At 45.1% G+C, this 13,583-nt stretch carries 9 protein-coding genes; all 9 read left to right on the top strand.

Going from position 1 to position 13,583, the window contains the following annotated elements; translation table 11 throughout:
* Positions 1-72 precede the first annotated feature (72 nt).
* The 9 genes from ABR189_RS00120 (at position 73) to ABR189_RS00080 (ending at position 13,552) form a co-directional block, all read left to right on the top strand.
* A complete protein-coding gene (locus ABR189_RS00120) occupies positions 73-3,513 on the top strand; it encodes a SusC/RagA family TonB-linked outer membrane protein (protein ID WP_354658394.1) in 3,441 nt (1,146 codons plus the stop codon).
* A 27-nt stretch (positions 3,514-3,540) separates the two neighbouring features.
* Complete coding sequence (locus tag ABR189_RS00115; RefSeq protein WP_354658393.1) at positions 3,541-5,010, top strand: RagB/SusD family nutrient uptake outer membrane protein; 1,470 nt, start codon at positions 3,541-3,543, stop codon at positions 5,008-5,010.
* Positions 5,011-5,025: 15 nt separating this feature from the next.
* Positions 5,026-6,234, top strand: a complete 1,209-nt coding sequence (locus ABR189_RS00110; RefSeq protein WP_354658392.1) for a redoxin domain-containing protein — start codon at positions 5,026-5,028, stop codon at positions 6,232-6,234.
* A gap of 28 nt (positions 6,235-6,262) precedes the next feature.
* The gene (locus tag ABR189_RS00105; protein ID WP_354658391.1) at positions 6,263-7,354 is read left to right on the top strand and encodes a redoxin domain-containing protein; all 1,092 of its coding nucleotides are present in this window, start codon (positions 6,263-6,265) and stop codon (positions 7,352-7,354) included.
* Between the two features lie 26 nt (positions 7,355-7,380).
* Complete coding sequence (locus tag ABR189_RS00100) at positions 7,381-8,580, top strand: DUF4369 domain-containing protein (protein WP_354658390.1); 1,200 nt, start codon at positions 7,381-7,383, stop codon at positions 8,578-8,580.
* A gap of 230 nt (positions 8,581-8,810) precedes the next feature.
* Positions 8,811-10,736 carry a glucosamine-6-phosphate deaminase gene (gene nagB / locus ABR189_RS00095; RefSeq protein ID WP_354658389.1) on the top strand — a complete coding sequence of 642 codons (1,926 nt, stop codon included), beginning with the start codon at positions 8,811-8,813 and terminating at the stop codon, positions 10,734-10,736.
* A gap of 183 nt (positions 10,737-10,919) precedes the next feature.
* Entirely contained in the window at positions 10,920-11,474 is a 555-nt protein-coding gene (locus tag ABR189_RS00090; RefSeq protein ID WP_354658388.1) for a hypothetical protein, read from the top strand.
* A gap of 111 nt (positions 11,475-11,585) precedes the next feature.
* Positions 11,586-12,407, top strand: coding sequence for a hypothetical protein (locus ABR189_RS00085; RefSeq protein ID WP_354658387.1), 822 nt, complete (start codon positions 11,586-11,588; stop codon positions 12,405-12,407).
* Between the two features lie 170 nt (positions 12,408-12,577).
* Positions 12,578-13,552, top strand: coding sequence for a YeiH family protein (locus tag ABR189_RS00080; protein WP_354658386.1), 975 nt, complete (start codon positions 12,578-12,580; stop codon positions 13,550-13,552).
* Positions 13,553-13,583 lie beyond the last annotated feature (31 nt).

The raw sequence follows: 13,583 nt of genomic DNA, 5'->3' as shown, positions 1-13,583 counted from the left end.
TTTATGATCTCAACTACCTTTTGCCAAAAGGGATCGGGCGGATTACGTCCATCAACCAAAATTTTGATTACAGTGAAGTTGTTAATTATCACCCTCCTGTTCGGAGCATTACATGTAAGTGCAAAAGTATCTGCACAAAGGATTTCTATTACTGAAACCAAAGCGCCCCTGGAAAAGGTGCTGAATGAAATAGAGCGGCAAAGTGGGTACCAGTTCTGGTATGATGAAGGTACCTTACCTGCAGGTGCTATGGTAAACATTACCATCAGGGATGCTTCCCTGGAACAGGCATTACAGCTCTGTCTTAAAGGTCATCACCTGAAATGGAAGATCCTGAAGAAGACGATTGTACTGACCAAAGAAAGTAACCAGTACTTTCCATCCGATGCCGCTATCGCTCCTGCACAAAAGATCACCGGTATTGTAAGAGATGCCAGCACCGGAGAACCAATGTTCGGGGCTACTGTAGTGATTAAAGGAACGAATAAAGCTACGGTTACTGACCGTCAGGGTGTATTTGAACTGGACACAGACGACAGCAATGTAGTGCTGGATGTTTCTTTCGTAGGATACGAGCACAAGCTGGTAAGCGTAAGCGGCAAACGGGGCAACCTGATTATCCTGCTTGCTCCGGCACTTTCCAAACTGGGCGAAACTGTGATCACCGGGTACTCCATCAAGAAAACGGGGGAACTGACAGGAGCAGTACAAAAAATTGGTGGCGACCAGCTCAGAAAAGGTATTACTACTTCCGATGTGGTATCCCTCCTGAAAGGCAGGGCTACCGGTTTATATATTTCTGAACAAGGTGCAGGCGATCCTACCAGCAAGGGCGGACAAATATTTGTAAGAGGCCAGAGCAGCATCGTAGGTGTTGGTGTGGACCAGGTGAATGAATTTGTAATGCCTACACAAAACTATGGTCCACTGCTGGTGCTGGATGGTGTGATCATGCCTAATCAGAACCTGAAAGAGCTGGTAAATCCCCAGGATATTGAAGATATCACTATCCTGAAAGATGCGGCAGCTACCGCTATCTATGGTTCCCGGGCGGCTGCAGGTGTAATTGTGGTGAATACAAAAAAAGGAGTGGCCGGCCAGCCGCAGATAATGGCCGAAATGAAATACGGATTGAACCAACCTAACCGTGGTGCCGTTCGTTTTTTAAATGGGCCTGAATTGTATGATCTGCAAAAAAGATACTTTACAGAAGATTACCAGGTCAATAATGGCAGTCTGTCTCCGCAATACCCTACTTTACAAGCCTACCTGGACAACCGTCTGCCTGCTCTGGCAGATGTACAGAACGGTTTTGACTGGCAGAAATATGGCTTTATTAACAGTAATACTAAAGAAGTAAACCTTTCCGCACGTGGTGGTACGGAAAATACCCGCTATTATATAGGAGGTACTTATTATGATGAACAATCCACCGGTGTAAACAATGGCTTGCAGCGTACGACCTTCCGGGTCAACCTGGAAAATAAACTAACCAAAAGGCTGACCACCAACATTTCACTCAATGGCATCTTTGATAGCGGAAAAAGAGAAAATTCCAATACCGGTACTTTTCTCTACAGCATGATCCCCTGGGTAAATCCATATAATGCAGATGGTTCTCCCAAATCTGTTCTGGAATATAAAATGAATGGCAGAACCCAGAAAAGTGCAAATCCCATTTTTGAGAACCAGTATAACTACATTCATACCAAAGCGCAACGTTTTACCGGTTCCATTAAGCTGGATTACAAACTGACCGACTGGCTCAGTTTTTCCAGTACCAACTCTGCCAATCTGAACTATACCAAAGATGAACGGTACATTGATGTGAGAAGTTATGCCGGTTCCGGTACCGCTACTTCCTCTAAAGGATTTTTGGGTACTTCTACCAATTACCTGAATAACTTCCTGACATCCAACCAGCTTAATTTCCGTAAATCACTGGGAGTCCACTCCATCCGTGCGCTGGTAGCAACAGAATACGGCCGTACCCGCATTGAAAATATGCTGGTAAATGTGAATAATGTAAGAGCAGGTTATCCCGTAATATCACTGGGCCGGATGGTAGGTAACCGGTACGACTATACTATCTATGGCATTCCTACTACCAAACAAGGCAATATAGAAGGCGGTAAAGAAGACCGGGCCTCCTTTTCTGCATTTGGAGAAGCCGGGTATACTTATGATGACAGATACAGTGTAAGTGCTTCCCTGAGAACGGATGCATCCAGCAGCTTTGGTTCCGACAAACGGTATGGTACCTTCTACTCTGTAGGTGGCGCCTGGATCATCAGTAACGAACATTTTGCCAAAGACCTGAAGTTCCTGAGCAACCTGAAGCTACGCACTAACTATGGCACCAGTGGTTCCCAACTGGGCGACAACTTCCTGACCCGTACCCTGTATGACCCAAGCTATACTTATAGCGGACAAGGTGCTGCTATTATTTCCGTACTGGCAAATCCGGACCTGAAATGGGAGGTTACCAAAACATTCAGTGCCGGTATAGACTTTGGTTTGTTTAACCGGGTGACCGCCAGTGTAGATTATTACAGCCGCCGCTCTGAAGACCTGCTGCAGAAAGTAACACTGCCATCCATCACCGGCTTTGCTACACAGTGGCAAAATGTAGCGAATGTACAGAACAGAGGGATTGAAGTCCTGATCAACTCCGATAATATCACCGGAAAGAACTTTCAATGGAATACCTCTTTTAATATCAGCTTTAATAAAAACAAGATCCTGAGCGTAGCCAATGATTCCTTAAGACAGGGCTTCTACAATGCCAACAGCTTTTATCTGTTTCCGGGAGATGATATCAATTCATTAAAGGCAGTAAAATATGCAGGTGTAGATCCTGAAAACGGAAAGCCCCGGTTTGAAAAGCTGATCTTCGACGATAAAGGACAAAAAACAGGTGTTACTTATGTGAATACCGTAGATGAAGTAGGAGCATCAGCAGATCCACGGCAGTTCCAGTATATCGGCACTTTCCAACCTAAATTCTATGGTGGTATCAACAATACTTTTACTTACAAAAGTTTCTCCCTGAGTATACTGATCACCTATGCCTATGGATATGTGATCAACGATGATCTGGCAGCGCAGATGCAAGGAAATAACATCACCGGCTATAACCAGATCGCTTACCGCAAGCACCAGAAAATGTGGACTACACCCGGACAAACGGATGCTACAGAACCAGAACTTTATACACATGCTACCACAGATTATTTTGGATCCAGCAAGTATATGCATGATGGCAGTCATGCCCGTCTGCGTAATGTACGCCTGGGCTACGACCTGCCTAAAGCATTGCTGAAAAAGCTGAACATCTCACGAGCTAATTTTTATATCAGCGGGGATAATTTATACACCCTTTATTCCAAAAACATTATTGCAACTGATCCTGAAGGACCATCAGTGGGAGATGCGCAAAATTTTGGCACGTCTGTGGGTTCCGGTATTGGCATTCCGCGCCGATATGTATTTGGCCTGCAACTGGGTTTCTAACATTTTCTGTCCTCTAATTTTAAAAAGATGAAATACGCAATTCAGATAATACTACTTACCGGCATACTGGCTACTGCCTGCAATAAACAAATTGACAGTGTACGTCCGCTAACCAAAATTGATAAGGAAGGAGAACTGTCCTCACTGGCGGGGATAGAAGAAACTACCATCGGCAACTATGTCCTGATGCAGGGTAGTGGATTTAACGACTATGATGTACCTATGCATGATTTTGGAGAAAGCAGGGGCAATAACGTAACACTTCAGAACTGGGGGCCGGTAAGTAAAACTACAGATGCTTTCTTTTTCCGGAACAGCCCGGGCGTTACGCAGGGTAATAGTGCAGATTTTTACCGGCAATCTTACCAGATCATCGTAAGCGTGAACACTACCCTGGAAGGCATTGCCAAAATGGAAACAGATGGTTTTGCTGCATTGTCAGACGCTGATAAAAACAAATTCCTGTATGCCAAAGGGGAAAACCATTTTATTAGAGCGCTGATGTATTTCAATATGGTAAGGGTATATGGTAAGCCCTATTATCAAACGCCGGATCAAAGCCTGGCCGTGGCGATCAAAGCCACCAGTGATATAAAGGATATTCCGGAAAGAGCTACTGTAAAACAGGTGTATGACTTTATCATCAGCGATCTGAAAATGGCTGCACAACTGATGAAAGCGCCGGTTACCAAAACCAATTCCTTTGGCAGTACGGCAGCAGCCTGGTCATTATTGTCACGTGTTTACCTCTATATGGGGGGCACTGTTGCCAGCCCTGATGCAGCTAATAATAAACTGGCCGTTACTTACGCCGACAGTGTGATTGATCAGTCCAATGGAAAATATATCCTACTGCAGGGCAATAGTTACAACGATATGTTTGCCGATGATCAGTTCGGCGACATTGGCCGGTCTGCAAACGCCACTTCCAACAAGGAATTCATTTTTGCCTATGATAACTCTAGCAGGGGCAGCTCTATCGGGCAGTTCTATCATTTCGATGCAGACTATGGAGTAGGGGCTACTTTCCTTCCTTCTTCCGATTTGAAAAGTTTGCTTGTTCCGGGGGATATCAGAAGTACTTTTTTCAAGCTGAATACCGGCTCCAATTTTGTAGAAACCACTAAATACCTGGTATTAAATGAAGCCTGGCTGACCCGGGCACCTTACATTTATTTCCGGCTGGCAGAACTGTACCTGAACCGGGCAGAAGCTAATGCCAAGCTGGGCAATACCGCGCTGGCCAAAGCCGACCTGAAAGCCATCCATACCCGTGCCGGATTACCTGCTGCAGATATCGACAACCTGGCTGCCGGCGCTGTTTTAACAGCAGTGCTGAAAGAAAGAAGGATAGAACTGGCCTTTGAAGGGCACAACAGTTTTGATTATTTCCGCAACGGGCTGCCATTGGTAAGAACTGCGGCAGATAATAACGGTACCGCTTTAACCATCAACCCTACAGATCCTAAAGTAGTATTCGATATACCCAATAACTGATAAACCGCTTTTAATATGATAAAAACATCCTTTGCGATTATTCTGGGAGCTACTGCACTACTATCTTTTCATGCACCGGATTCCTTTCATATCAAAGGGAAAATAACCGGTAATGTAGAAGGAAAGAAAGTATATCTGCAGTATGCGGATATACCTGGCAAAAAACCTCTTGATAGTACCATTATTCATAATGGCACATTTGAGTTCAAAGGGCATACCGCATCTCCACGCTTTTATTCACTGGTATTTAAAAATGAAGAAGAAACAGAAAGAATCTGGATGGACCGCCTCATCAACCTGTTTATTGAAAATTCAACGATCAAAGTCACTGCCGTATACGACAGTCTTAAAAAGGGTATAGACCTGTACCAGGGTGGTGGTACCTCCCTGGCGGCAAAGGTAGATGGCTCCCGGAGCAATGATTTATTCCTCCGTTACTATCAGCAGAAAAGTGTATTTGATGATGAAAAAAACAGCCTCTTCAAAGATTACGTCGCCTACCTGAATCCTGGAAAAGATAAAGCAAAAGGTCCCAAGGAGATAGGCATGGAAGTTTGCAAAAAGATGGACATCTCAGATGATAAACGCAAGGAATATATGATGCAGTTTGTGCTCAACAATCCTGTTTCCGAAGTACTGGCATATATTGCTTTACAGACGGCAGGGCAAAGCAATATCACGACTGCAGAGATTGACCAGCTTACCCAACACTTTGCCGGAGTAGCTCAAAAGGGATTGCTGACGAATCATTTTCTGGAAAAAGCAGCCCTCAATAAACAAACAGCTGTAGGTTCCGATGTAATCAATTTTACGCTGACTGATCCGGATGGCAAACAACACCAGTTAAAAGACTATATCGGTAAAGGAAAATATGTGTTGTTTGAATTCTGGGCTTCCTGGTGTGGTCCCTGCCGTGCAGACATTCCACATCTTAAAGAAGTATACCAGCTCTATCATGAAAAAGGATTTGATATTGTAGGTATTTCTATGGATGATGAGAAGGCTAACTGGGAAAAAGCTATCGGAGAAGAAAAACTGGAATGGCCACAACTATCAGATCTGAAAGCATTTGACAGCGAGCTCGCTAAAACCTACCGGATAAGAGGGATCCCCTCCTGCCTGTTATTTGATCCGCAGGGAAAGCTGGTAACCCGTAATATGCGTGGGTCCTGGATGGACATCCGTCTGATCAACCTTTATGGCGATCTTTTTCCGAAACAATAATTGATTACTATTCAATAAACCAACAATTATGATGAACCACACCAACAAAATAGTCGCCTGCCTGATGGCTACCGCGGTATATGCCTGCGGACCTGTTAAAAACGATAACGCCACTATTACGGCCGACATTACCGGATTGAAAGACACCGTGGTATACCTGTCTACCCCCGTGGCAGACTCTGCCAAAACAGATACCATCCATATCAAGGATGGCAAATTTACCTGGACCGGGAAGGTAACAGAACCCATAAAAGCCTACCTGATGTTTTCCAACAGGTATGTAGACTTTTTCCTGGAAAATGCGGATATCCATATGAGTGGGCATGCCGACTCGCTGAGTAACCTGAAAGTGACCGGCTCTGCCAGTCACGATGAAATGGTTGCTTATCAGGCTTCCATCAAAAACATTACCGACCAGGAAGAGCAGCTGTATGAAAATTACGATAAGATAAAAGATAATGATACTGCCATGGCAGCATTAGAAGCCAAAGCGGCTGAACTTCGTAAGCAACGCAGAGGTAAAACCATGAACTATATCACTACCCATCCTAAAAGCCCGGTAAGTTTGTCTATGCTCTCCGATATGGCAGTAATGGGCGATTATAAGGAACTGGACAGCCTGTATCAAAAACTGGATCCTGCTGCCCAGCAAACAGCTACCGGTCAGCGGCTAGCAGCCAGACTGGCCATACTGAAGAAAAGCGCTATCGGGCAGCCTATGATCGATTTCACCCAGGCAGATGTAAATGGCAAGCCGGTTAAATTATCTGACTTTAAAGGAAAATATGTACTGCTCGACTTCTGGGCCAGCTGGTGTGGTCCCTGCAGAGGAGAAAATCCTAATGTGCTGAAGGCGTACAATGCTTACAAGGATAAGAACTTTACTGTTGTAGGTGTATCCCTGGATGATAATGCAGAAAAATGGAACCAGGCTATTAAAGAAGATGGTATGCCCTGGATACAGCTGTCAGATCTGAAAGGCTTCCGGAATGAAGTAGCCTCCCAATACGGCATTCAGGCCATTCCTTCTTCTTTCCTCGTAAATCCGGAAGGTATCATCATTGCCAAGGACCTGAGAGGAGAAGCCCTGCATAAAAAACTGGCAGAAGTACTTAACTAATCTTTCATCCATATATAGATAGTATCATGAAAACACTTGCTCTGATAGCCGCCGCCGGCCTGCTGCAAGCCTCCGTACAGGCACAGCCTTTCACGCTTACCGGTAAGGTGGATGGCAAACAAACCGGATATGTTTACCTGTCTTATTCTCCCGGAGGAGATAATTATAAAATGGATAGCGCCCGCCTGCTCCAAGGCAGGTTTACCTTCAAAGGTAATATTGATGGCCCTTCTATGGCTAATATGTTCCTGAGCAGGCCTGGCCCCATGTCTATCGATGACGATGCAGCCAGCTTTTTTCTGGAACCTGGCACCCTGACAGCCTCCCTCAAAAAGGGAAACCTGAAGGCGGCCACCATGAAGGGCTCCAAAGCACAGGATGATTTTGAAATACTGAATGCTGCCAGAAAACCTGTTACTGATCAGCTGGCTCCCCTGTCGGACCATTACAACAAACTCAACCTGGCGTACATTGCCGCCCGCAAAGCCAAAAAGGACAGCGCTACGCTGGCAGGTATGCTGGACCAACTGGACAAGGTAAAGGAGGACATGGAACCATTCTATGAAAAAATGGAAGTGCTGGATAAGGATTTCATCACCCAACATCCAGGATCTTATGTGACAGCCTACCTGTTACGCTTCCGTATCAGCGGTATGCCTTTACAGGAAGGAGAAGCCTACTATAGCAAGATGCCGGCGACCCTGCAGCAAAGTGGCTACGGCAAGGAAATCCGGAAAGAACTGGATGGCTTACGCAGTGGCTCTCCCGGTAGCCCCGCTTTTGTTTTCAGTAGTACTGACATTAACGGACAGCCGCTGAGCTTAAATGACTTCAAAGGGAAATATGTACTGGTTGATTTCTGGGCCAGCTGGTGCGGCCCCTGCCGTAAAGGCAACCCACACCTGAAATCATTGTATGCACAATACAAGGATAAAGGACTTGAAATTATAGGTATCTCGGATGATGACAGCCGCCCGGCCGACTGGAAAAAGGCAGTTGCACAGGATGGCATCGGTATCTGGAAACACATCTTACGTGGCCTGAATATGGAAAAAAGACAACGTAATGAGCCCAATCCGGAAGATATCAGTGACAAATTTGGTATTCATTCCCTGCCCACCAAGATACTCATTGACCCTCAGGGCATGATAATAGGCCGTTATGGCGGAGGTGGGGAAGATGATGCCGCTATGGATAAAAAACTGCAGGCAGTATTAGGTACATAAGCACAATAGCATACCGGATGATCTCATCCGGGGCTAAAATGCCTGAAAAGGATGGGACTGGTCTGAAAAGGCTGGTCCCATGCTGTTTTTTAATTTCATCTGTTTATGCGGCCTGGCTTCATAAAAAGCGTTAAAAATTTCAAAACCATATAAAATTATATACAGGATAGCTGTATTTTCTTTAATTTTCCGGCTCGTTTTTAAATCGCATCTAATAAAAAACGCTTACAATGACGCTTAATCACCAGGAAATCGAACTGATTGACAGTTTTGAGCAGATCGCTGTGGAAATACATCCCTCTGCCAAAGAGGGTTCCAAGGCAGTTGCACAGGAAATTGCTACACTCATCAGAGAAAAACAAGCCGCTAAACAAAATTGTGTTTTAGGCATGGCTACCGGCTCCACTCCCAAATACCTTTATGCCGAGCTGGTTCGCTTACATAAGGAAGAAGGATTGAGCTTTAAGAATGTGGTTACTTTTAACCTGGATGAATACTATCCCATTGAACCGGATGCATTACAGAGTTACAACAGGTTCATGAAAGAACAGCTGTTTAACCATATTGACATCCCGGAAGGCAATTACCATATTCCAGATGGTACTGTACCTAAAGAAAAGATTAAACAGTATTGCGAAGACTACGAAAAGCGCATAGAAGCAGCTGGTGGTATGGATTTGCAGATACTTGGCATTGGCAATAACGGCCATATTGGCTTTAATGAGCCAGGTGCCAACATTAATTCCCACACCCGCCTCGTAACCCTGGACAACTCTACCCGTTTGGCCAATGCCTACGAGTTCCCCAACATGAGCCAGGTACCCCGTTTGGCTATCACCATGGGTATCAGCAGCATTTTCAAAGCCAAAAGCGTAATACTGATGGCCTGGGGATCGCATAAAGCGAAGATTGTACGCCGTTCCGTAGAAGGACACAGCACTGATCAGGTACCTGCATCTTTGCTCCAGCAGCATCCTAACTGCAAGTTTGTAATAGATGAGCAGGCTTCCCAGGAGCTGACCCGCTTCAATGAGCCCTGGCTCACCGGTGATTGCGAATGGACACCTAAACTGATCCGCAAAGCGGTAACAGGACTGGCTCTGAAACTGAATAAGCCTATCCTGACGCTTACTGATAGAGATTACAACGAAAACGGACTCAACGACCTGATCGTTCAATATGGTTCTGCTTATGAACTGAATATTGAAGAATTTAACGGTATCCGCGATACGATCACCGGCTGGCCTGGTGGTAAGCCTGGTGCACCGCTGCCTAACCACCCGGAACGTTCAGAGCCTGCCAGCAAGCGCGCCCTGATCTTCTCCCCACACCCGGATGATGATATCATTTCCATGGGGGGTACTTTTATCCGCCTGCACGAACAAGGCCATGATGTACATGTAGCTTACCAGACCTCCGGCAACATTGCTGTTACCGATGAGTTCCTGCTGCGTTTCATTGACTTTGCTGTAGGTTTTGAAGGGATGTTTGATATTGACCGCAGCAAAAGCTCCCAGATATTGGAAGATGCCCGCGCTTTCATCAATATTAAAAAACCAAGCCAGAAAGATACACCTGAAATACGTGCTATCAAGGGCCTCATCCGCCGTTGTGAGGCAAAGGCTACCTGCCGTTACGTAGGTATCAAAGATGAAAATGCACACTTCCAGAACCTGCCTTTCTATGAAACCGGCCTGGTGGAAAAGAAACCAATGGGAGAAGAAGATATTCAACTGACGGTAGACCTGCTCCAAAAGCTGAAACCTCAGCAGATCTTCTGCGCCGGCGACCTCGCCGATCCACATGGTACCCACAAAGTATGCCTGGATGTGATCTTCGCTGCAATAGACCGGCTGAAACACGAAGCGTGGATGAAGGATTGCTGGGTTTGGCTGTATAAAGGTGCATGGCAGGAGTGGGAAATCCACGAAATTGAAATGGCAGTGCCCATGAGCCCTGACCAGGTATTGCAAAAACGCCTGGGGATCTTCATTCACCAGAGCCAGAAAGATGTGGTACCCTTCCAGGGAACCGATCTGCGCGAGTTCTGGCAACGTGCAGAAGACCGGAATGCCAATACCGCTTCCCTGTACGACAAACTGGGATTACAGCAGTATGCGGCTATGGAAGCCTTTGTACGCTACCACTTCATGTAAGAAAGCAAACTACTGCCCGGAACAGCAACGCTTCAGTTGCTTCCCGATGCAGTACCGGATTATAAAATTGATAAAAACGCTGCGGTTCATACCCGTGGCGTTTTTATTTGAATTATGATAAAGTCGCTTTCTTTTCCGATTTAGTGCTTAAATTAGAGCAGTTAAAGTAGAAACTACCATCACATGGAAAATGACATTTTAATTGATTTCAGATTCACTAAGGAGAAACCCAGGTTTGGCGACCTTTTTTTAATTGTAGGGGAAGAACACCCCAAATTCCCTCCAAAAAACAGGGCGTTTGAACAACTGGCTCCGCTGGGATTTGAACAACTGGACGACTTCTTTGGCATACTGAATGACGAAGAAGGTGGTGATGATGTCATCGTATGGCTGTTTCCTATGATACGCGATGAAGAAGTATTCCACCATAGCGGCCCCTTTGATGCTGCCCGGCTTTCTTACAGTGCTTTAAGGAATGCCCCCGATAAACTGGCCCTGCTGGAAACCTGTTTCAATAAAATGAAAGCAGAACTGGACGTTACTGTTTTCTTTGAAGGCCAAACCATCGAGTCATTTGCTCCTGTAGCAGCAAAAGCAGCAGAAATCGTTGCGTTCTGGCGGGAAAAAAATATAGAACCCGGCTCTGATGAAAGTTTGTTGCAAGAAGAAGAAGAAGATTGGGAAGAAGAAGAGGGTGACTGGGAAGAAGAAGAAGGAACAGAAGAGGCCAAACTATAACTATTACTGTTACCCACTTTTATTTACAATATATTATCTGCTGCGCACAGTACCACACTGTTTGTAATTTAATCAATACCTTGTGCCCGGACATTAACCATTGGAAGAACCATGAAACAATTACTGTACCTGCTTTGCAGCATGTTATTATTAATTGCCTGCGAGCAAAACAATAAACCAGGCAAAAAAAATAAACCAACAGACAATACTACCACTCAAAAGAAAAAAACAACGCCTCCCCCGGCACCAGCATCCCCGGTAGTGGGCGAAAGGATCAGTGGTCCAGCCAACATCAGGAATACCATTGACGGAGATGTGATCTTTTCACTCAATGATTATGTACGGGTAAACTGTGCTCCTGCCAGCAATGGCTGGTACCCTGTATCCATAGATATAGATATCACCCAACAGGAATACCAACGCCCTATTCTGAAAAAAGGACGCAAAATAAAAATGGAAGGCATACTGGTGGGCGAAATACTCCAGGATATAAAGATATTCCCCGCTACTAATGGTAAACGCATGTGGGCTACCATCAATGGCTTTACCCGGATAAACAATATCAGAACCGGTACTATCATCGAAAATGCACTTCCCCTGTACCTGAAACAGCATAACGGGAATAGTATAAACGATATTAAGCCTTTTATTAAGAATTTTAAATTGGAAGAGGATAAACAATTCACACCCTTTGTGCAGTATTTTAACTATGAAAGCGGCATAGAAGATATTTCCCCCTTATACAGACTGGTACTGGTATTTCATCAGAACAAACTGATAGGGGTAGTACATGCACGTCCGCTGGAGCTGGCAGGCACCGGCAAACGCAAGCTCAAAAGAGATTTTGCGGTCAACTTCTTCAATGGAACGGATAAAAAAATACAGGAAGATTACATCAGGAAATTTAATGCCTTTATTACAGCAGTAGATTAAAACACTGCTTTTAAATAAATATTCAAACCAAAAACCGGGATAAAGCATCCCGGTTTTTTATAGCATTTAGCTATAAACATCATAACTTTAAGTTATCAAACATCACTTTATACCATTTGACTTGCCACAGGTATGTATGGACCTTTGCCCTACGAAACAATAGTGATGATATGCAACAGGCAAAACCAACCATTCATACTCCATTTAAAACACTACGTGCAGGGAGGAAAAGCAATCGTATGCTTTTTATTGCTGCCGCCGGGATCAGTCTCCTTCCGGTAATACCACCTCCGGCAGCATTGCTCATGGGATTAGCCCTGGCACAAACAATAGGCAACCCTTTTGCTGCTTTTACCCATAAGGCCACCCACTGGTTATTACAACTATCTGTAGTCGGGCTGGGATTTGGTATGAACCTGCACAGCGCCCTTCAAACCGGTAAACAGGGATTTTTGTTTACAGTGGCTTCTATCATAGGTACCCTCTTTTTTGGCATCCTCCTGGGAAAATTTCTGCGCATAGAAAGGAAGACAGCTTACCTCGTAGCATCCGGCACTGCCATTTGCGGGGGAAGCGCCATTGCGGCCATCGCTCCCGTTATCAAGGCAAATGACCAACAAATTTCAGTTGCACTGGGTACCATATTTATCCTGAATGCGGCGGCATTGTTTATCTTCCCTTTTGTAGGGCAATGGCTGCAGCTTTCCCAAACACAGTTTGGACTATGGAGTGCCATTGCTATTCACGACACCAGCTCTGTAATAGGGGCAGCCAACAAATACGGGGCAACGGCACTGGAAGTAGCTACTGCCGTAAAGCTGTCCCGCGCACTATGGATCATTCCTGTAGCAATTATTACAGCCCTCCTTTTCAGGAATAGCAGTAAGCAAATCAAGCTCCCCTGGTTCATCGGTATTTTCCTGCTGGCCATGCTCTTAAACACTTATATGCCTGCTGTACAGCATATAAGTTCTTACCTGGTACAAGCTGCCAAAACAGGCCTCTCCCTCACCCTGTTTTTTATTGGTGCCACTATGACCAGACAGGCATTGCAGGGTATTGGCTGGCAACCCATGCTCCAGGGTATACTACTTTGGATATTGATCAGTGTAGCCGCTTTAACTGCTATTATAATTTATACATGATTCTTTGTCAATCGATCTGAAAATCATTAAT

Source organism: Chitinophaga sp. H8, from assembly GCF_040567655.1.
Classification (GTDB): domain Bacteria; phylum Bacteroidota; class Bacteroidia; order Chitinophagales; family Chitinophagaceae; genus Chitinophaga; species Chitinophaga defluvii.
Note: the sequence above shows the minus strand (reverse complement) of the source record. Positions and strands in the feature narration are given on the sequence as shown.

Coding starts and splice junctions, on each gene's coding strand:
- ABR189_RS00115 (WP_354658393.1), top strand. CDS start 3,541: ATGAAATACGCAATTCAGATAATACTACTTACCGGCATACTGGCTACT.
- ABR189_RS00110 (WP_354658392.1), top strand. CDS start 5,026: ATGATAAAAACATCCTTTGCGATTATTCTGGGAGCTACTGCACTACTA.
- ABR189_RS00105 (WP_354658391.1), top strand. CDS start 6,263: ATGATGAACCACACCAACAAAATAGTCGCCTGCCTGATGGCTACCGCG.
- ABR189_RS00100 (WP_354658390.1), top strand. CDS start 7,381: ATGAAAACACTTGCTCTGATAGCCGCCGCCGGCCTGCTGCAAGCCTCC.
- nagB (WP_354658389.1), top strand. CDS start 8,811: ATGACGCTTAATCACCAGGAAATCGAACTGATTGACAGTTTTGAGCAG.
- ABR189_RS00090 (WP_354658388.1), top strand. CDS start 10,920: ATGGAAAATGACATTTTAATTGATTTCAGATTCACTAAGGAGAAACCC.
- ABR189_RS00085 (WP_354658387.1), top strand. CDS start 11,586: ATGAAACAATTACTGTACCTGCTTTGCAGCATGTTATTATTAATTGCC.
- ABR189_RS00080 (WP_354658386.1), top strand. CDS start 12,578: ATGCAACAGGCAAAACCAACCATTCATACTCCATTTAAAACACTACGT.